Raw genomic sequence first — 21,785 nt, 5'->3', positions numbered from 1 at the left:
AGAGGAAAGGAAGAGAACAAAACAATGAAGAATTTTGAAGGATTACTTGAGCAGATCAAATCATGCAGCAAGAAGAAGCTTGCCGTTGCAGTTGCACAGGATGATGCAGTTCTTGAGGCAGTAAAGGCAGCGAAGGACAAGGATATCGCAGATGCGATTCTGGTCGGAGATGCTGATAAGATCAAGGAAATCGCTGCAAGCATGGATATGAGTTTAGAGGGCTTTGAGATTATTGACGTGAAGGATCCGACAGAAGCAGCTCTTACAGCAGTAAAGCTTGTACATGATGGAGAGGCAGATATGTACATGAAGGGTCTCATTGACACAAAGGGATTCTTGAAGAGTGTACTCAATAAGGAAGTGGGACTTAGAACTGGTAAGGCTTTGTCACATGTATGTTTGTTTGAGATTGAAGGCTTCGAGAAGATGTTCTTCCTGACCGACGTTGCATTTATTCCATACCCAACATTGGAGGACAAGGTAGATATCATCAGCAATACAGTTGCAGTTGCACATGCGTGCGGTATCGAGTGTCCAAAGGTAGCTCCGCTTGCAGCCGTAGAGGTAGTAAATCCGAAGATGCCTGTTACAGTAGACGCAGCTGAGCTTACAAAGATGAACGAGGAGGGTAAGATCACAGGCTGTATCGTGGACGGACCGCTTTCTATGGATCTTGCGATTGATCCGGAAGCTGCAAAGCATAAGGGAGCAACAAACCGTAAGATTGTCGGTGATGCAGATATCTTATTGTTCCCAGACATTCATGCAGGTAATATCACATACAAGACACTGGTTCACACAGCAAAGGTTAAGAATGGCTGTATCTTAACAGGTACAAAGGCACCGGTTATCCTGACATCCCGTTCCGATACATTTGAGACAAAGGTTAATTCGATTGCCCTTGCAGCGATCGTAGCTGAGAACTTAAAGAAGAACCAGTAATTACAAGCACATTCAAATGTGCAGAAAGATATAGCAGATATGGTTGGACATACGGAACTGATTCTTAAGCAGACCGTTGAAGCACGCTGGCACTTAATGAGCGACTGTTTTTGTCGCGAATTTAGTACCACTGCGTGATGAACCGAGCGAGAGCGCGTCTGCGTAGAATAGTTCCGTATGTCCAACCGATATACATATATTGCACATTAGCATACATATAAAGGAGGATAATAAAATGAGTTATAAGTCATTGATCATCAATCCGGGTTCTACATCCACTAAGATTGGTGTATTTGAGGATGAGACATTGTTGTTCGAGGAGACACTGCGTCACTCGACTGAGGAGATTGCACAGTTCGATTCGATCGTTGCACAGAAGGACTTCCGTAAGGATGTTATCGCTAAGGTTTTAGCAGAGAATAATTTCGATATTAAGACACTGGATGTTGTTGTAGGCCGTGGTGGTCTGCTTAAGCCAATTCCGGGTGGTACATACACAGTTACAGATGAGCTGGTAAAGGACTTAGTAGAGGCAAAGCGTGGCGAGCATGCATCAAACCTCGGTGGTATTCTGGCAAAGGATTTCGCTGATGAGCTTGGAATCCCGGCTTATATCGTTGATCCGGTTGTTGTTGACGAATTACAGGATGTTGCAAGACTTTCCGGACATCCGGAGCTTCCTAGAACAAGTATTTTCCATGCATTAAACCAGAAGGCAGTTGCAAAGCGTTATGCAAAGGAAGTTGGTAAGAAGTATGAAGATTTAAACCTGATCGTTGTTCATATGGGTGGCGGTGTTTCTGTTGGTGCCCATACAGGAGGTAAGGTAGTCGATGTATTTAATGCATTGGATGGCGATGGAGCATTTTCACCGGAGCGTGCCGGCGGTGTTCCAAACGGTGAACTGGTTCGTCTGTGCTATTCAGGAAAGTACACAGAGAAAGAAATGATTAAGCAGCTTGTTGGTAAGGCAGGCTTCAATGCTTATTGTGGTTCAAACGATGCAAGAGATATCGAGGCTATGGCAAAGAATGGCGATGAGCATGCACAGCTTGTATTCGATGCATTCTTATATCAGGTATCGAAGGATATCGGAGCTCAGGCAGCGGTTCTCTCCGGTAAGGTAGATCAGATTATCCTGACAGGCGGTATCGCATATGGTAAGTATGCAACAGAAGAGATCACAAAGAGAGTACAGTTTATCGCGCCTGTTACCGTATATGGTGGCGAGGATGAGCTTCTTGCTCTGGCACAGGGCGCACTTCGTGTATTAAATGGAGAGGAAGAAGCAAAGATATATTAAGTCTAATAAAGAGGGAGGACTTATATGGAAAACGATGACAAGACGGTGTATGCGAATCAGCAGCCACAGTTTTATATGCCAGATCAGCCGATGAATGCACAGCCGGCGAATAATCAGCAGGTATATGATGCATACAATCAGGTACAACAGGGACAGATGCAGCAACCAGGTGGATATGACGCAGGACAGCAGGCATCTTTCAGTCAGGCGTATGGACAGCAGGGGTATGCAGAACAATCATATCAGCAAGCGTATGGTGCACAATACCAGCAAGGGTATGCACAACCATATCAACAGCAAGGCTATAACCAGCCATATTCACAACAGGGGTATGGTCAGCCGTATGCGTATGGTCAGTCGCAACCAAGAAAAAGCTTTGCAGACAGCGTTAAAAATGTGAAAACACAGTTTACCGGAAATGCAAAAAGAATGGGAATCAGTCTGCATTGTCTGCTCGGAATCATTGGTGCTATGTTGTTGATCATGATGCCTTTTATGAACTTTGCATCTGTTCATATGAAACAGACGATTGCAGATGATGATGTAGTTTTGAAAGTAAAGGCAGCAGATGGATTGACATTGTTTGAGATGGCAAAGCTCAGTAACACAATCGATCATAGTGTCAGTGTATTAGCATCCCAATTATATGGATACTCTTACGGATATGTAATGTCAACCGATTCAATTGCTGCAGCATTGAAGACAGCAGAAAATAGTAGTGCAATGGATGATTTAGAGGACGAGATCGGAGCCCCGATCAGGAAGAGCACGGAGAAAGAAGTGTTCGGTACAGCACATCTTTTGTTAAAAGGAAAGGTCGCACTTGCGGTGACCCCGTGGCTGCTTCTCGTATCGGGAATTGCATTGTTCGTATTCAGTGTTGCAAATATGAAGATACCAAAACTTGTGTGTGCAGGTGTTTCTCTGGGAAGTTTAATCTGGCTAATGGTTTGCTCGAGACATTTCTTCTCAATTATGGGGATTGGTGCAGTTGCTTTGATGCTTGGTATTGTACTTGCAATCGTGAGTGTATGTATGGAAAGAAAGTCTGCTTATAATTAAAGAGTGAGTAAATCAGGAGGGATGAAATGGACGAGAATAACACACAGCAGCCAAATATGACAGGGTATACAAACCCGCAGCAGCCGGTGCAGCCGGATATGACGGGATATACGAACCCGCAGCAACCGGTGCAGCCGGATATGACGGGATATACAAACCCGCAGCAGTCGGTGCAGCCGGATATGACTGGATATACGAACCCGCAGCCGGGACAGCCGGATATGACAGGATATTACGGACAGCAGCCGGTGCAGCCGGATATGACAGGATATTACGGACAGCAGCCGGGACAGCCGGATATGACAGGATATTACGGACAGCAGCCGGGACAGCCGGATATGACAGGATATTACGGACAGCAGCCAGTGCAGCCGGAAGGCAAGAAACCGAAGAAGTCGAAAAAACCGATGACAAAAGGAAAGCTTGCCGGCATTATCGGCGGTGGAGTGGCAGCAGTCGCACTTGTAGTATGTGGCGTGATTTTTCTTCCGAAGCTTTTCAAGTCGGATAAAGAAGTTGTATTAGATGCGATTGAAGAGACATTTTCTTCGTACAGCTCAAATGATACGCGGGATGATGTTGTTGACACGGATGAGATTATGAAAGCCTTACAGGAAAATGGCGGAACTTCCTCATTTACGGCTTCGATGAGCGCGGGTGAGGGTGAAAATGCATATACACTTGGATGGACACATAATCAGGTGACAGATCAGAAAAATAAAGAATCATCTGCCAATGGATCAATCACAGTTGGCGGGGAAGACATATATGCATACGAATTATTTACAGATGAAGATACAATGACGATTGGTGTGCCGAATATTCTGGAGGGATATCTTCAGTGTCCGACTGATGATCCGATGGGAGCAATCGCAAATTCTCCAATTGGACAGTCTATGGGACTGGATGCTTCTGCATTTTCCGGAATGAGTGCAAATATGTTTGCTTCAAGCTCGAGTGATTCCACGGTTGCAAGCGGATATGTTGATGCGCTTGAGACTGTGTGGGATGCTGCGGAATTTGAGAAGCAGGGAAAAGCAAAGATTACTGTGAATGGTGAAACAGTAACCGCCAAAGAATATTATGTGACATGGTCAAAGGAAGATCTGCAGGACGCATGTATATCTGCGATTGACGGACTCACAGAGGTTGTAACAGAATCGGAGGATACACTTGATCAGATGGGTATGAGTGCATCGGATTATGAGTATACTATGGAACAGTTGAAGGCCATGGTTCCAAGCATTATCAAAGATGATCTGCAGGTAAAGGTCTACATAAAAGGCAAGAGAGCAGTCAAAATCACATGTAAAGATCAGGTGAATCTGATGGGTGTTCTGAAGGTCGATTATGATTTCTGGCTGGATGCCGGCGACAAGGATCTGTCTGGAAACTTGAGCTTTGATGTATCAGGAACTTCTGCCGGTATCAAGTTTGAAGCACATGATATTGGTAAGAATGTGAATGGTAGTGTGACAGCTTTTTATGGAGATAAAGAGATTGACGTGAACTTCACAAAAGACATTGTAGAGTCCGGAGATAATGTAACAAGTACATTTAAGATTTCCGCTGATTCTTATCTGTCTGTAGATTGGCAGAAGAATTATAATAAGGCAGATAATACTTTTGATAATACAATCAGTGCAAATATTATTGGTGCAGATACATATGTGCTCAACTACAAGGGAGCAATCAAGGATATCAATAAGGGTGTTGGTTATACTATGGTGATTGATTCCTATGAAGTAAAAGCTGCAAATCAGACAATATGTAATGGTGATTTTGAGATTAAGATAGATACAAACAATACAACCGTTGCGAAGAAGGATGACAGCAAGAAGGTATATGATCTTTCAACTATGACAGAGGAAGATATGCGTACTTTTGCGGATGAAAGCGAGCCGTTGATGACTGCATGGCTGCAGAATCTGCAGGATAATTCTCAATTTATGAATCTGTGGAATACGATCAGTGGTCTGCTTGGTACGAGTTCAGATCTGTTTGACTCTGCAGAGGAAGAAGAGATTGCAACAGATGGGGATGCGTACATCGATGATCAGGATATTAGCCAGGATACTGTAACACTGGATAATGCATATGTACAGACATTAGATGAGGCGTGTAAATACAAGATTAAAGGATGTATTCCTGGCTTTGATTTTGATTATGCGGATTCTAACGGATATTCGGTTACATTCTCTACAAGTGAATATTCATCCCTTTCTTACAACATAGAGAATGCAAGTGATGCACAGGCTGCTCTGGATATGATATATTACGATCTCGCAAATATAGACAGCTATGAGATTACAGAGACACAGACGAACCAGACAGCAACGGTGGACGGAAAAGAGGTTCTCTATAATATACAGACTTATGTTGCTTTTGATATGAATTGTCAGAATATAACAGCTGTTATGGAAGTAGAACCGGGTGTATACATGATGATAAGTGCCTGTATTTATCTTGATGACGATGATTATTCTGTGGATGATTTGCTTCAGGCACTGTCTTCACAGTATTATGAGAAGATGAATTAGAACAAAACCAATAGAGGAAAAACTATGATTCGTTATTGTAAAATAAAACGCTGCATCATCGGTTTTGACAGACCGAAGATCTGCGTTCCACTCGTCGGTAAAACGGCAGAAGAAATTCTGATACAGGCGAATCAGATAAAGCAGTCACAGAGAAGCTCTGCCATTGATATGGTAGAGCTTCGTGGCGATTATCTGGATTTTTTGTCAGACTATGAACAACTGGATCGGCTGCTGCGGGATGTAGCAGAGGCTTTGCCGGAGAAAGTATTGCTTTTCACAATCCGAAGTGAGGCGGAAGGCGGACAGCCGCTTGTTTTCTCGTCACCGACAGTTTACGAGATCAATCGGCATGTAATAGAAGCTGCAATTGCAGACATGGTTGATATTGAGCTTTTCTCTGGAACCGATCAGGCGTCTTCCCTGATTAAGCGGGCGAAAGAAAAAGGTGTGAAGATTATTATGTCGAATCATGATTTTCACACAACGCCGGATGCTTCAGTGATTGTAAATCGGTTGCGCAGTATGCAGGATTTAGGCGCAGATGTTGTCAAAATCGCAGTTATGCCGGAGAATAAAATGCAGGTCGTAAATCTGCTTGCTGCCACCGCTATGATGCAGGAGGCTTATGCGGAAGTTCCGGTCGTTGCGATGTCTATGGGTAAGATGGGAGCGATCAGCCGGATCAGTGGTCAGGTGTTTGGCAGTGCGATTACATTTGCCAGCTTTGCGGAGGCATCCGCACCGGGACAGATACCGGTGGAGAAGATGGATGAAGCACTGACATTGGTAGAAAAATATTGTAACTAGAAGACAAAGGACAGGAAGACAAGGGGATATGTTTTTCTGTCTTAATTTATGGAGGAGAAATTTGTGAGGGAGAAGAAAATTGTATTATTTGTTGTGGGGGATGAACACATATGGAGTGGTTGTTACAGCGTCATTCAAGAGGTTCTATTTGAGTATCATGTAAAATATGTGGATAATTATGTAGCGGCATACAAAATTATCGTAGAGAACAATATTGACGTTATGGTGTGTGGACCCTCTGCGGAACAATATCCACAGAATATGGCGGAGGCATATCGGTTTATAGAATCTGCCCGAAAATTAAAACGATATCAATATACCCCGATTATACTGATCACGGATGTGGAGGATCCAAGTCACTATTGTAGACACAATCTGAAATGCAGAGAAGTCATTGATCCTTTGACTGTGGCAAATCGATTAGAACATTCTCTGGAGGCCGCAGTGTGGGAGCTTGAACACAGACGAAGTGCAGGAAAAGTGGCGATACACCGGGATAAGCTTGAAGGACATATGTTGTATTTTCAGAACGAAAATGTCTTATATCCGGTCAAATGTCGGCATATCAGTCATATTCAGGCTGTTAATCGGGAAATGGAAGTATGTCTTTATAATGGCAAAAAATATTTTACTCGGTATATTACATTACAGAAACTGTTGGATGCAGCGGATGTGTGGTATTTTCTGCAATGCTCCAGAAGTGGGATTATCAATGCGAACTATGTGCGCAATATAGATTATACAAACCGTGTGATTACAATGCGAAATCTGGATCAGTTATCAATTGGAACGACGTTTATAAAATCTGTGCATGCACATTTTCCAACGATTCAGGAACAATGGCAGAGAAAGCAGAGAAAACTGGAAAGAACAATAGGTGAATAAAGATAAAATAAAAGCCGGATTATAGATAGGGTTCTGGAATGATGAACCTATATCTATCCGGCTTTTAAATATATGTGTTTATTCCATTGGGAATTTGATCTGCCAGGTCTGGCGCAATGAATCACAAATCTGCATAATACGAAGCGTCTCGGAATGCGGCATTTCTGGACATTCAGTTCTTCCCTGAATAATAGCATCTCTGGCAGCAATAAATTCAAACTCATAACCGGTTGTCTGGCGCTCCGGTTTCTTTGTCTCCAAAACCAGATTATGGTTGGATGTATAGATGCGGAATGTCTCCGGGCAATTGATATTGTCGATCTCAATGTAACCGCGGTCACCGTAGATCTTTGCATTGTTGTCCGGTTGATACATCAAAGTAACAAATGCATTTGCACATTTGCCACCCTTATATGCGAACTGCAATGTTTCCTGGGCATCTACACCGGTGTCAAGCTTGGCACAGGTAGAACCAACCATTGGAGAGTCCGGCCCATAGAACATAGAAATCAGATTCAAAGGATATACGCCGAGATCAAGCAAAGCGCCTCCGGCAAGCTCCGGACTGGTTACACGTTTGTCTTTTAACAGATAATAACCAAGCGAACAAGTGATATTGGTTACATGACCGATCGCGCCCTTTTGGATATATTCTGTCATCAGCCGGTACATCGGCATGAAACGGATCCACATGGCTTCTCCACAGAAGATACCCTTTTCTTCAGAGAGTTTCAGCACTTCTTCTGTTGACTTTGCGTCATAAGAAAATGCTTTCTCAACAAGAACAGGTTTCCCGGCATTCAGACAAAGCTTGGCAAGCTCTGCATGATTGGAGTGTGGCGTTGCTATATAGATGAGTTCCACATCCGGATCCTGTACAAGCTCTTCATAAGATCCGTAAAACTTTTTGACCTGATGTTCCTTACTGAATGCGGCGGCTCTCTCCGCGTCGCGGGAAGCAATTGCATAGGTTTCAAAAGCATCTAATTCATTTAATGTATCGGCGATAGTTCCGGCGATTCTTCCGGCACCCATAATTCCAACTTTAAAATTAATCATAAATGAAACTCCTTCCGTGTCATAAAATGACATAAGTATATAAGCACAGTAGAATGACTGTGTGATTCATTATAGCAAAATTATGTCCATATGTCATTTATTTTTAAAAAATGTGGAAGAAAAGAAACGGAAAGGGGAAGGTTATTTTAAAACAGATACAATAGCACGGAAAGTCTGAACTGTTTCATCACAGAAAGAAGGGATTTATTGACATTTTCGTGGGTTATGCGTTATACTGAAAACTTGGATAGGTCTGTGAATCAGACGAAAATCTATTTTTATGACAGATACAGATATGCATGAAAATCAAACATAATAAGAAAGGAAATATAGAAGTATGTACGAAAAGGTTTCTACAAAGCTGGACTTCACCAGCCGGGAAGAAAAAGTACTCAAGTTCTGGAAAGAGAACGAAATCTTTGAGAAGAGTATCGAAGAGAAAAAAGACCTGCCGACCTATACATTTTATGACGGCCCTCCAACGGCAAACGGCAAGCCGCACATCGGTCATGTGCTGACACGTGTTATCAAGGATATGATTCCACGATATCAGACAATGAAGGGACATAAGATTATCCGTAAGGCCGGATGGGACACACACGGTCTTCCGGTTGAGCTCGAGATCGAGAAAGAGCTTGGTATCGATGGCAAGGAGCAGATCGAGGCGTATGGCTTAGATCCGTTTATCCGCAAATGTAAAGAGTCCGTATGGAAATACAAAGGTATGTGGGAAGAATTCTCCAACAAAGTAGGATTCTGGGCAGATATGGATAATCCGTATGTCACATATCACAATACATTTATCGAGTCCGAATGGTGGGCATTGAAGAAGATCTGGGATGACGGACTTCTCTATAAGGGATTCAAGATCGTGCCTTATTGTCCACGTTGTGGAACACCGCTTTCGTCACACGAGGTAGCACAGGGTTATAAGACAGTCAAGGAACGTTCCGCTGTGGTACGTTTTAAGGTGATCGGTGAGGATGCGTATTTCCTGGCATGGACGACAACACCTTGGACACTTCCAAGTAATGTGGCACTCTGTGTAAATCCGGATGAGAACTACTGTAAGGTAAAGGCAGCAGACGGCTACACTTATTACATGGCAGAGGCTCTGCTTGACAAGGTACTTGGCGGCATGGCAGAGAAGCTTGTCAAGGAAGAGAAGATTGCAGAGGGTACACCTGCATATGAAATCCTTGAGACTTACAAGGGTAAGGAATTAGAGGGCAAGGATTATGAGCCGCTTTTCGAGTGTACAAAGGAGTATGTTGCGAAGCTTCCGCAGAAAGGACATTACATTACATGCGATTCCTATGTAACGATGTCCGACGGTACCGGTATCGTTCATATCGCACCGGCATTTGGTGAGGATGATGCAAACGTCGGAAGAAAATACGACCTTCCATTCGTACAATTTGTCGATGGCAAGGGTGAGATGACAAAGGAAACACCTTATGCAGGACTTTTTGTAAAGGATGCAGACAAGCCGGTGCTCGTTGATCTGGAGAAGGCAGGGCTTCTGTTTGATGCTCCGAAGTTCGAGCATGAGTATCCACACTGCTGGAGATGTGACACACCGCTTATCTACTATGCAAGAGATACATGGTTCATCAAGATGTCTGCAGTGAAGGACAGACTGGTGAAGAATAATAACACTGTAAACTGGATTCCGGAAGGTATCGGTAAGGGACGTTTCGGCGCATGGCTGGAAAATGTTCAGGACTGGGGGCTGTCACGTAACCGTTACTGGGGAACTCCACTGAATATCTGGGAGTGCTCTTGTGGCAAGCGCCACGCAATCGGTTCGATCGAGGAACTGAAATCCATGAGTAAGAACTGTCCGGATGATATTGAACTTCACCGCCCATACATTGATGCGGTAACAATCACATGTCCGGATTGTGGCGGCGAGATGAAGCGTGTGCCGGAGGTTATCGACTGCTGGTTTGACTCCGGTGCGATGCCATTTGCACAGTGGCACTATCCGTTTGAGAATCAGGACATCTTCGAGGACAACTTCCCGGCTGATTTTATCAGTGAGGCGGTTGACCAGACAAGAGGATGGTTTTATTCCCTGATGGCGATCTCAACATTGCTGTTTGACAAGGCACCTTACAAGAACGTTATCGTGCTTGGACATGTACAGGATAAGGACGGACAGAAGATGAGTAAGTCTAAGGGTAACGCAGTTGATCCGATGGAGGCACTGAACAAATATGGTGCAGATGCAATCCGCTGGTACTTCTATAGCAATTCCGCACCTTGGCTTCCAAACCGTTTCCATGAGGATGCAGTAGTTGAAGGCCAGAGAAAATTCATGGGTACACTCTGGAATACGTATGCATTTTATGTACTGTATGCGAACATTGATGCGTTTGATCCAACGAAGTACACATTGGAATATGACAAGCTGTCCGTGATGGATAAGTGGCTGTTGTCAAAGCTTAATTCTATGGTGAAGTCCGTAGATGATAACCTTGGCAATTATCGTATTCCGGAGGCAACTAAGGCACTCGCTGAGTTTGTCGATGATATGAGTAACTGGTATGTCAGACGTTGCCGTGAGCGTTACTGGGCAAAGGATATGCCACAGGATAAGATCAACGCGTACATGACGCTGTATACGGCACTTGTAACACTCTGCAAGGCCGCAGCACCGATGATTCCGTTTTTGACAGAGGATATCTACCAGAACTTAGTTCGAAGCGTAGATAAGAATGCGCCGGAATCCATTCACCTGTGCGACTTCCCGGAGGTAAATGAGTCCATGATTGATCCGGAGCTTGAAGTAAGCATGGATGAAGTACTGAAGGTCGTTGTATTTGGACGTGCCGCAAGAAATACCGCGAACATCAAGTCCCGTCAGCCGATTGCGAATATGTATATCAAGGCTGCAAAGACATTGGATGATTATTTCGTAGATATCCTGCGTGACGAGCTGAATGTGAAGAACGTAGAGTTCAAGGAAGACCTGTCTGCATTTACCGCATATTCGTTCAAGCCACAGCTTCGTACCGTCGGACCAAAGTATGGCAAGCATCTGAACGCAATCAAGGAATACCTTGCAAATGTCGATGGCAACAAAGCGATGAATGAGCTTAAGGCAGACGGTGTGATCAAATTCACAGCAGATGACACGGAGATCGCACTGGCAGAGGAAGATCTGCTGATCGATGTAGCGAAGATGGAAGGCTATGTGACAGAGGGCGATAACTATGTAACCGTTGTTATCGATACAACCCTGACACCGGAGCTGATAGAGGAAGGCTATGTGCGTGAGGTAATCTCCAAGATCCAGACGATGCGTAAGGATTCTGACTTCCAGGTAACAGACCGCATCAAGGTTTATGTAACCGGCAATGCGAAGATTGCAGATGTTATGGAGAAGAATGCAGATGAGATCAAGCGTGTTGTACTTGGTGATGCGTTTGTGATGGATGCAACCTGCGACAACTCAAAAGAGTGGAACATCAACGGTGAGAAGGTTACAATCGGCGTGGAAGTAAGTAAATAATAAGTAAAGTTATGCAAATCAAACAGAGGATTTGCAAGCAAATTGTATAAAATTTTTTGTTAATTCACACATTCATGGGCAGATGTAACGAAAAATACATTTTTCATTGTATCGTGTAATTATGTCTGCTACACTGAATGTGATGAGATAGGGTCAAAAAGCCCTGCGGGATGACATGTCTGAGACGGGAGAGTATCGCGTAGAGGATTTGGAGTGCATGCCGGATGATGGTGTGTATGCCGGATAAGCTATGATAACGGTAATGAGAGGATTAGCAACGGGGATAATATGGACGTGTTACGTAAGATAAGTGTGGGCATTTTCGGATGCACATACACACATAAACAAGGAGGATTAATTTTATGAAGAAGATGGCTGATTTCGATAAGGAAAGCTTCAAGAAGGACGTCATTAACAACGTCAAAAACCTTTTCCGTAAGACTATCGATGAAGCGACACAGGAACAGGTATTTCAGGCAGTTTCCTACGCGGTAAAGGATCATATCATTGATCGTTGGATCGCTACGCAGAAGGCATACGAGGAGAAGAATGCAAAGACTGTTTACTACCTGTCTATGGAGTTTCTTATGGGCCGTGCACTTGGTAATAATATGATCAACCTCACATGCTATGAGCAGGTGAAGGAAGCATTGGCAGAGCTTGGTTTTGATCTGAACGTGATCGAGGATCAGGAGCCGGATGCAGCACTTGGTAATGGTGGTCTTGGTAGATTGGCTGCATGTTTCCTTGATTCTCTTGCTACATTGAACTACCCGGCATATGGCTGTGGTATCCGTTATCGTTACGGTATGTTCAAGCAGGCAATCGAGAATGGTTACCAGATTGAGAAGCCGGATAACTGGCTCAAAAACGGCAACCCATTTGAGGTAAAACGTCCGGAGTATGAAGTAGAGGTTAAGTTCGGTGGCTATGTAGCAACGGAATGCAGAGAGGGAAAGAATTACTTTGTACACAAGGATTATCAGGCAGTTCGTGCGATTCCATATGATCTTCCAATCATTGGATATGGCAACAATGTTGTAAATACACTTCGTATCTGGGATGCAGAGCCGGTACAGGAGTTCAACCTTAATTCATTTGATAAGGGTGAGTATCAGAACGCAGTTGAGCAGGCAAACCTTGCCCGTAACATCGTTGAGGTACTTTATCCAAACGATAACCATTATTCCGGTAAGGAGCTTCGTCTGAAGCAGCAGTACTTCTTCGTATCTGCTTCTGTACAGAGAGCAATCCTGAAGTTCAAGGAGAACAACGCAGATATCCATGACCTTCCAAACAAGGTTACATTCCAGCTGAATGATACACATCCAACTGTGACGGTTGCAGAGCTTATGAGAATCCTTGTTGATGAGGAGAATCTTGAGTGGGATGATGCTTGGGATATCACATGCAGAACATGCGCATATACAAACCATACAATCATGGCTGAGGCACTTGAGAAGTGGCCAATCGACCTCTTCCAGAAGCTTCTTCCTAGAGTATATCAGATCGTAGATGAGATCAACCGTAGATTCGTTCTTAAGATCGAAGATATGTACCCAGGTAATCAGGATAAGGTTCGCAGCATGGCTATCCTTTATGATGGTCAGGTTAAGATGGCTCACCTTGCTATCGCCGGATCTTACTCTGTAAACGGTGTTGCTAAACTTCATACAGAGATTTTGAAGAAACGTGAGCTTCGTGATTTCTACGAGATGCGTCCGGATCAGTTCAACAACAAGACAAACGGTATTACACAGAGAAGATTCCTTCTCCATGCAAACCCATTGCTTGCTGACTGGGCTACAAAGAAGGTCGGCGACGGCTGGATCACAGATCTTCCGGTACTTGAAGGTCTGAAGAAGTACGCAACAGACAAGAAGGCTCAGAAGGAGTTCATGGACATTAAGTACAAGAACAAGGTTCGCCTGGCTGAGTACATCAAGGAACACAATGGTATCGATGTAGATCCAAACTCTATCTTTGATGTTCAGGTTAAGAGACTTCATGAGTACAAGAGACAGCAGCTTAATATCCTTCATGTTATGCATCTGTACAATGAGTTGAAGGCAAATCCGGATATGGATTTCGAGCCAACAACATTTATCTTTGGTGCAAAGGCAGCTGCCGGTTATAAGACAGCAAAGCTTACAATTAAGTTGATCAACTCTGTAGCAGACGTGATCAATAATGATAAGTCTATCAAGGGCAAGATCAAGGTTGTATTCATCGAGAACTACCGTGTATCAAACGCAGAGATTATCTTCGCTGCAGCAGATGTATCGGAGCAGATTTCAACAGCTTCCCGTGAGGCTTCCGGTACAGGTAACATGAAGTTCATGTTGAACGGTGCTGTTACACTTGGTACTATGGATGGAGCGAACGTAGAGATCGTAGAGGAAGTTGGTAAGGAGAACGCATTTATCTTCGGACTTTCTGCTGAGGAAGTAATGAAGTACGAGAAGGATGGCGGATACTATCCAATGGATATCTACAATTCAAATCCAAAGGTTAAGAAGGTTCTTGACCAGCTGGTAGATGGTACTTACTCAAATGGCGATAAGGAATTGTTCCGTGACTTATATGATTCTCTTGTAATGAAGGACGTATACTTCACATTGAAGGATTTCGATTCTTATGCAGATGCACAGAAGCGTGTAAACAAAGCATACAAGGATAAGGCCAACTGGGCTAAGATGGTTATGCTGAATACTGCTTGTGCAGGTAAGTTCTCTTCTGATAGAACAATCGAAGAGTATGCACAGGATATCTGGAAGCTTGAGAAAGTAGAAGTTACATTGTAATTTCATAGATAGGAATATATAACATATAGGCGGTTTGTATATGCCAGCTATATGGAGGAAGGCTGTCACTGTTTGGTGGCAGCTTTTTTCATGGAATAAGGCGGCAGACGAGGTGAGATGTTGGGACTGGTTGGATTTTTGGAGCAAAGCAAGCAGGTTTAGGAGATTGCTCCAAACGGGAAGAACTGTTCCAGGCGGGAGTAGGAGCAAAGCAAGCAGGATTTAAAAGGTTGCTCCAAGCAGGAAGAACTGTTCCAGACGGGAGTAGGAGCAAAGCAAGCAGGATTTAGAAGGTTGCTCCAAGTCAGAAAAGAAAGAAGAAAATTGACTTGGAGCAATAAGAAAAAAAGAAGAATTTTGCTCCAAGTCAAAAGAAATATTAGAAAAGTGACAAGGAGTAACAGAAGGAAATAATAAGAAATTACTCCAAGTCGGAAGAAATAACAGAAAAGTATGTAGGAGCAAAGAAGAATAGATATTAGATATTGCTCCTAATATGAAAAATTATAAGAAATAATGTTCTATAATTTGTCGGACCCAATCAGAGTCAAGCGGAGCACGTTTGGCCTCATAAGTTAAAATTAGATTGTCATCGGGATAGATGCCTTGTTCACAATAAGAAGAGATCTTTTTTGTCACCTTGTCAACATACTCAAAATCATCCATCATGCCAAAATGTTCCCAATAATAAATCTTGCCCGTCTTTGGATGTTGAATCGTAAAATCAGGATAAAGAACCAGATTTCCGATCTGCAGCGCGCACTCATATCGAAAAGGAATATGACAGGAATAGAGCGTATTTACGATAATGGCTTCGGATTTGGAGCGAACTTTGATACCAGAATAGGTGTTATGAATTAGATTTTCTGGGTTCTTGGTGCAAGGTTCAAAGTCTGTGGACCAATTTTTCTTGTCATAAAACAATGTCTCAGTAAGTAATTTGTTATAGTTGGAGTTTTTTGCTAATAGCTTGGAAGTTTCGAAATCCAAAGTTGGAATTGTTTTAAGAGAATAAGATAGATAATCGATTTCGTGCTGACAATCAGTTAATCTGGCTTGATAATAGCGCTTTTGAATAAGTTGTTCAGCTAATCGTCGCTGCTTTTTGGGGAGATATTTCTTTTTATTATCCTTTCCGTTACGAATAAACCATTTAATGTAGCGACCATCTCGCTCGCAATAGATTTTACCTTCGGGAAAATCTTTGATTTTTTTCTCCAACCAATAAATCTGATTGGTTAGATCGTCAAGTCTATTTTCAATTTTTTGTGTAGTCATTTGATACCTCAACTTTCGTTTTTTTGCTGGTAGCACTTTTTATAAGTTATCATGTGCACCTGATAACTTACATGTAAAATATGATTTTAATTATCTTAGTAACAATAATTAACATTAGATATTAAATTTTATGATTCTTATTTTATATAAAAGGGTAACTATAAGAATTTAGAAGACTCACATGAAAAATATTATGAGCTAACTATAAAAAGACAATAGCATGAATTATGTCGACTTGTAAAGGATTATTTGTGGAAAGAGTCAAATTTGGAAGATTTGCACAAATAAAGTTAGGAAATATGTCATAGTGACTATTTGCAAAAAAAGACATCTAGTGTGTTTCAAAATTAATGATTGTAATAGGTTCAGATGTATATCATGTGCTTAGGCGGCTAGTTGAATAACCTGAAGATAATATTGGGCGCATAGATTCTGACATCATGCAATATCCTGCAATTGGAGAGTCGGTAAGCAGGGAAACATTCGCGTCAGAGATTCCACCAATTGCGTAAACAGGAATAGAAACTGCATCGCAGATCGTGCGAAGCCAATCGATTCCTCTTCCGGGAAGTCCTTTCTTACAATCTGTCACAAAAATATGACCGGCCGTAATATAGTTTGCACCGTGTTTTTCTGCAAAGATGGCATCTTCAACACTGTGAATGGAGGTTCCGATTCTTTGAATATGTGGATATCTGGAGCGGAAATCTGCCATACATGTATTTGGTTGAAAGGAAGTCTGATAATTGAAAGATGTATCGTTCAAGTTAAACAGGCTTGTAAAAATAGAAAATGGAAGATGTAAATCCGTAGCAAATTCTTCCGCAACCGTTGGAAAGTTATGTAAAATAATACGTGAATTTATAGAGTTGCAATTGTCCGAATATGCTCCTTGTACAGGAATAGCAGCAATGGATGCACTATCATTTACGGGTGAGTTTAGGTTTAAGTGTTGCGAAGAAAAAATATCAGTTATAAATTTCCGATATTCTTTCTCGCTTAGATCCTTCTCACGAACCAGAATCTTATCATAGGAGTTAAGGTTCATAAGTGTATGCATCTGGCGCGCTAAGCAGGTGATAGGTGTATCCTCTGCGTTTGCTAAGCCTGCCTGCTGGTATAATTCATAGCATATATTTCGATTTGTTACTGCAATTTGTTCTATTTTCATGTTCGTCGTATATCCTTTTGTAGTAATTCTATAATAAATAGCAGGGTTACTCCAACACCCAAATCCTGCAGCTCAAACTAATAGGAGTAAATAGTGGTAAAATACGAGATTACTCCAACACCCAAATCCTGCAGCTCAAACTAATAGGAGTAAATAGTGGTAAAATACAAGATTACTCCAACACCCAAATCCTACAACTCAAATTAATAGGAGTAAATAGTGGTAAAATACAAGATTACTCCAACACCCAAATCCTACAACTCAAATTAATAGGAGTAAATAGTGGTAAAATACAAGATTACTCCAACACCAGAACTCCACAGTTCAAGTTAATAGGAGCAAAAAGTGGAAAAAAACAAGATTGCTCCAAATCCTAATTGTGGTAGTCTTCAGTATATAAGTAATCGTTTAATACCGGCTGCATACCTTGTGCACGAATGGCATCATAGATTTCTTCGAAACTACGACCGTCGGCAATCTCGAATTGCTCATCGCCAGCGTCTGAATTTGCATTAGAGCCAGCATGTGCTTCATATTTCTCTTTGTGATCTCCGATTCCGGTTGAAACGCCAGCGGAAATTTTCGTTGCAGCGATGCGGATAATGCCATCACGGAATCGAGCTTCTTCTCGCGAAGAAACGGTAATGGCTGCAAATGGCAGGAATAATCGGTAGGCACATAAGATCTGGCATAGGACATTTTCATGAACATCCTTCGGATTAATCTTGTCGTTGTTGATGATTGGTCGCAGACGAGGGCAGGAAATAGACATCTCTGCATGTGGATATTTTCGCTGTAAATAATACACATGGAGTGCCGTTGCCAGTGCATCTGAGTGGTAGTCATCAAGTCCAAGCAAAGCGGAGAAGCCGACACCACGCATGCCACCTCGGAGTGCACGCTCCTGAGCATCAAAACGGTATGGCCAGACACGCTTATGTCCCATCAGGTGAAGCGTCTCATATTTGTCTGGGTTGTAAGTCTCCTGAAAGACGGTGATGTAATCAGCACCACATTCGTGCAGATAGTGGTATTCATCTGTGTTGACAGGGTAGATCTCCAGACCGATATTCCGGAAATATTTCCGGGCTAGTTTACATGCTTCACCGATGTATTTTACATCGCTGGCTGCACGGCTTTCGCCTGTCAGCATCAGAATTTCCTCGATACCAGAATCAGCAATAACCCTCATTTCTGCTTCCATTTCTGCTTCGGTCAGTTTCTTTCGGTGAATATGATTGTAGCAATTAAAACCGCAGTATACACAATAATTCTCGCAATAATTTGCAATATATAATGGTGTGAAAATATATACGCAGTCGCCAAAATGTGCCAGTCGTTCCTTTTGTGCTAAGGATGCCATTTCTTCCAAATGTGGAAGAGCGGCAGGGGATAGGAGTGCTTTAAAATCTTCGATGCCACAGTGTCCCTGCTTGGCATTTGCAAGAGCAACTCGCACATCTGCATCGGTGTAAGCGTTGTAATCATAGGATTTCATAGCTGCGCGTACTTTATCTTTAATATCAGAATCGAGAATTTCCATACCCTCCATATATTCCATATGGTTGGTACGGGATGCCGGGTTTTCCTCTAGGTCCTTCTTGCGCTTCTGCGCTTCCGGAGAAAGGTAAGAATTATCTATCGTATATTCCTGTTCCATGAATTATATTCCTCCTTATTATAGCAACGATAGGAGCAAATCAAGCAGAAAAGCAGGAGAAGCTCCATTCATCATATAGGTTGTGAAGCAACGGGTGAAGCAAATCAGGCAGAAAAGCCAGAGAAGCTTCAATCGGCCAGTATAGTTATATAAAGGAAGTGTACTATTTACCGTAAGAATCCTGTCAGAGGATCAGAGGCTGCACCACCTTTGTCAAGTACACGACCCGGTCCTGCCAGATACGCTTTACGACCGGCGATGATTGCATCTTTGAATGCGCTTGCCATCATCGGAATATCGCCGGCTGTTGCAATTGCTGTATTCGCCATAATGGCAGCGGCACCCATCTCCATTGCCTCACATGCCTGTGAAGGGCGGCCGATACCGGCATCGACAATGATTGGCAGATCAATCTCATCAATCAGGATCTGAATGAAATCCTTCGTTGCAAGCCCTTTGTTTGAGCCAATCGGAGATGCAAGCGGCATGATACAAGCGGCACCGGCATTCGCCAGATCCCGTGCAATATTTAAGTCCGGATACATGTAAGGCATAACGACAAAGCCTTCGTTTGCAAGAGTTTCCGTTGCTTTGACCGTTTCCTGGTTGTCAGGAAGCAGATATTTTGAATCACGCATGATCTCGATTTTGACGAAGTCTGTACCAGCCATCTTACGTGCCAGACGTGCGATACGGATTGCTTCCTCAGCGTTTCTTGCGCCGGATGTGTTTGGCAGTAGTGTTACATTCTTCGGAATAAAGTCCAGAATATTTTCTTCTGGTCGGGTATTGGCACGGCGAAGCGCCAGTGTGACGATCTCTGCGTCTGCATATTCAACCGCCGCTCGAATCAGATGAGAATTATATTTTCCGGAACCTAAGATAAAGCGGGAGTGAAACTCATGTCCGCCAAGCATGAAAACATCGTTATTATTTTGCATTGAAAAACCTCCAATTTATGAAATATAGTATCGTTTGCATCCGTATACACTATTTAATGAAAAAATACGAATGCCTGTAATATCAAAAAAGCTACGCGAAAAAACCACACCCGTGGTGGTGTGCCCCTTCGCGCAGCCATACTGACAAAACACTCTGCTAACTATTATAGGCATTATATGTAATATGTCAAGTAAAGAACAAAACTGTATTTATTAAAAACACAGCATGTCGCCCTGCATTTATTCATATAATAAAACGAACAGGAAAAAGGATTGTATATGAAAGTATTTCCATATATATTAACAACTGTATTGTGTGCGATTGTCATTCCATGTCTGGTTACTTTTTGTATCAACGGAACGCAGACAGATGTTGCAGAATCGTTGGAGCATGTTTCAACCGGGCGTGATGTGCTGGTGCAGACAAAGGCAGGAAATGAGCTTGTCGATGTGGAAAAATACATAGCACATGTTATGCCGGGAATCGTGGATGCAAGCGTGGATGACAGCTATATGCAGGCACAGGCGGTAGCACTCCGAACAAAAATATATTATGCGATGGGCGATGCAACGGTGATTCCGGCATCGGATTTGGAATTTCAGTATTATACAGAAGAAGATTATATTGCAAAATGGGGCAGAGAGAATTACAAATCCATCAAGGGACGTTATGATAGAGCTGTAATTGCCACCAAAGGAAAAATAATCGAACAAAAAGAAAGTGAACAGATTGAGCAAAAATAATCGGGATCGTAAATAATATCCTAAAAAGTACGCAGTCAAAAGTATATATGTAAATAATTGAATAAAAGGAAAAAAATGTGTCCATACTAGCATTAGCAAACCAAAAGGAGGCAGAGTATGGACCGATTCAAAGAATTTTTGCGGACGAAGGGACTGTATATTGCGATAGGAACAGGCGTCCTGGCGTTCGTTGGTCTGATGGTAATCTATAATTACAATACTTACAAAAGAGAGTTTGGCGTAGACAAGCAGGCGGTAGACCTGAATACGCCGGAGGTTACAGAGACAACCGAGCAGATTGCAGATACAAAGGCAGAAATGCCGGATGTGGCAGATGTAAACTCAAACGAGGCCGTTGCGGGAGATACTGATGCAGATAATAAGGCGGCACAGGCAGAGGACAGCGCATCAAATAGCGCACAGATAGATGCAGAAGAGCAAAGCACACAGTCGGCGGATAATCAGACTGCGTCAGAAGATGCAAGTTCAGAGACGACCGAGGCGGACAGTGACGGTGTTGTTGTGAATTCGGACGGCGTTGTTGTAGCAAATTCTTACAATGAAGGAGGTACACTGGTTTGGCCGGTTGCAGGAAAGGTAATCCTGCCGTACAGTATGGATACGACAATCTACTTCAAGACACTTCGTTCATACCGTTGCAATCCGGGCATCCTGATTGCAGCCGAAGAGGGGGAGAATGTACTTGCCGCTTACGAAGGCGTTGTGGAGTCTGTAACAGAGGACAAGGAGCATGGAACAACCGTAACGGTAATCATGGGAAATGGATTCAAAGCGATGTACGGACAGTTGATGAACGTGACTGTTGCAGAAGGAGATACGATTGCAACTGCACAGAATATCGGCGAAGCTGCACCACCGACCAGTTATTATACCGAAGAAGGAACACATGTATTTTTCGAGCTTACAAAAAACGATGTACCAATCAATCCGACAATTCTGATGCAGTAATATGAAACAAGCTTACAATCGAAAAAATAAAGTTCTCCAATCAAACCCAGATTTCAGTGTGGTTGACCGGGAGATATAAAATATAATCAGAAAAATTCCCCAG

At 42.8% G+C, this 21,785-nt stretch carries 15 protein-coding genes; 10 read left to right on the top strand and 5 right to left on the bottom strand.

Going from position 1 to position 21,785, the window contains the following annotated elements:
* The first annotated feature begins 24 nt into the window (after positions 1-24).
* From ptb to KP625_RS09100, 6 genes are all read left to right on the top strand, one after another.
* Positions 25-942 carry a phosphate butyryltransferase gene (gene ptb, locus KP625_RS09125; protein ID WP_216507710.1) on the top strand — a complete coding sequence of 306 codons (918 nt, stop codon included), beginning with the start codon at positions 25-27 and terminating at the stop codon, positions 940-942.
* Positions 943-1,177: 235 nt separating this feature from the next.
* Positions 1,178-2,245: a butyrate kinase gene (gene buk / locus KP625_RS09120; protein WP_238297432.1), complete on the top strand. Its 1,068-nt coding sequence runs from the start codon at positions 1,178-1,180 to the stop codon at positions 2,243-2,245.
* A gap of 24 nt (positions 2,246-2,269) precedes the next feature.
* Positions 2,270-3,307 carry a hypothetical protein gene (locus KP625_RS09115; RefSeq protein ID WP_238297430.1) on the top strand — a complete coding sequence of 346 codons (1,038 nt, stop codon included), beginning with the start codon at positions 2,270-2,272 and terminating at the stop codon, positions 3,305-3,307.
* Positions 3,308-3,333: 26 nt separating this feature from the next.
* The gene (locus KP625_RS09110; protein WP_238297428.1) at positions 3,334-5,847 is read left to right on the top strand and encodes a DUF6583 family protein; all 2,514 of its coding nucleotides are present in this window, start codon (positions 3,334-3,336) and stop codon (positions 5,845-5,847) included.
* 24 nt (positions 5,848-5,871) lie between these two features.
* Positions 5,872-6,654 carry a type I 3-dehydroquinate dehydratase gene (aroD, locus tag KP625_RS09105; protein ID WP_238297426.1) on the top strand — a complete coding sequence of 261 codons (783 nt, stop codon included), beginning with the start codon at positions 5,872-5,874 and terminating at the stop codon, positions 6,652-6,654.
* 63 nt (positions 6,655-6,717) lie between these two features.
* Positions 6,718-7,539: a LytTR family transcriptional regulator DNA-binding domain-containing protein gene (locus KP625_RS09100; protein ID WP_238297424.1), complete on the top strand. Its 822-nt coding sequence runs from the start codon at positions 6,718-6,720 to the stop codon at positions 7,537-7,539.
* A 78-nt stretch (positions 7,540-7,617) separates the two neighbouring features.
* Here KP625_RS09100 and KP625_RS09095 read toward each other — a convergent pair whose 3' ends face one another.
* Entirely contained in the window at positions 7,618-8,598 is a 981-nt protein-coding gene (locus KP625_RS09095) for a Gfo/Idh/MocA family protein (protein WP_238297422.1), read from the bottom strand.
* A gap of 337 nt (positions 8,599-8,935) precedes the next feature.
* Between KP625_RS09095 and ileS the strand changes: the two genes are divergently transcribed.
* Both ileS and KP625_RS09085 read left to right on the top strand, forming a co-directional pair.
* Positions 8,936-12,115 (top strand): isoleucine--tRNA ligase, encoded by a 3,180-nt coding sequence (gene ileS, locus KP625_RS09090; protein ID WP_238297420.1) that lies wholly within the window; start codon positions 8,936-8,938, stop codon positions 12,113-12,115.
* Between the two features lie 371 nt (positions 12,116-12,486).
* The gene (locus KP625_RS09085) at positions 12,487-14,919 is read left to right on the top strand and encodes a glycogen/starch/alpha-glucan phosphorylase (RefSeq protein WP_238299930.1); all 2,433 of its coding nucleotides are present in this window, start codon (positions 12,487-12,489) and stop codon (positions 14,917-14,919) included.
* A 504-nt stretch (positions 14,920-15,423) separates the two neighbouring features.
* Here KP625_RS09085 and KP625_RS09080 read toward each other — a convergent pair.
* The 4 genes from KP625_RS09080 to KP625_RS09065 all read right to left on the bottom strand — a co-directional run bounded on the left by KP625_RS09080 (position 15,424) and on the right by KP625_RS09065 (position 19,969).
* Positions 15,424-16,197: an ATPase gene (locus tag KP625_RS09080; protein WP_238297419.1), complete on the bottom strand. Its 774-nt coding sequence runs from the start codon at positions 16,195-16,197 to the stop codon at positions 15,424-15,426.
* 376 nt (positions 16,198-16,573) lie between these two features.
* On the bottom strand, positions 16,574-17,368 hold the full coding sequence (locus tag KP625_RS09075; protein ID WP_238297417.1) for a thiamine phosphate synthase: 795 nt from the start codon (positions 17,366-17,368) through the stop codon (positions 16,574-16,576).
* 373 nt (positions 17,369-17,741) lie between these two features.
* The gene (gene thiH, locus KP625_RS09070) at positions 17,742-19,028 is read right to left on the bottom strand and encodes a 2-iminoacetate synthase ThiH (RefSeq protein WP_238297415.1); all 1,287 of its coding nucleotides are present in this window, start codon (positions 19,026-19,028) and stop codon (positions 17,742-17,744) included.
* Positions 19,029-19,195: 167 nt separating this feature from the next.
* Complete coding sequence (locus KP625_RS09065; protein ID WP_238297413.1) at positions 19,196-19,969, bottom strand: thiazole synthase; 774 nt, start codon at positions 19,967-19,969, stop codon at positions 19,196-19,198.
* 279 nt (positions 19,970-20,248) lie between these two features.
* Between KP625_RS09065 and KP625_RS09060 the strand changes: the two genes are divergently transcribed.
* On the top strand, positions 20,249-20,713 hold the full coding sequence (locus KP625_RS09060) for a SpoIID/LytB domain-containing protein (RefSeq protein WP_177970664.1): 465 nt from the start codon (positions 20,249-20,251) through the stop codon (positions 20,711-20,713).
* A 117-nt stretch (positions 20,714-20,830) separates the two neighbouring features.
* On the top strand, positions 20,831-21,682 hold the full coding sequence (locus KP625_RS09055) for a M23 family metallopeptidase (protein ID WP_238297411.1): 852 nt from the start codon (positions 20,831-20,833) through the stop codon (positions 21,680-21,682).
* Positions 21,683-21,785 lie beyond the last annotated feature (103 nt).

The sequence above is a fragment of the Eubacterium sp. MSJ-33 genome, from assembly GCF_022174665.1.
Classification (GTDB): Bacteria; Bacillota; Clostridia; order Lachnospirales; family Lachnospiraceae; genus Coprococcus_C.
Note: the sequence above shows the minus strand (reverse complement) of the source record. Positions and strands in the feature narration are given on the sequence as shown.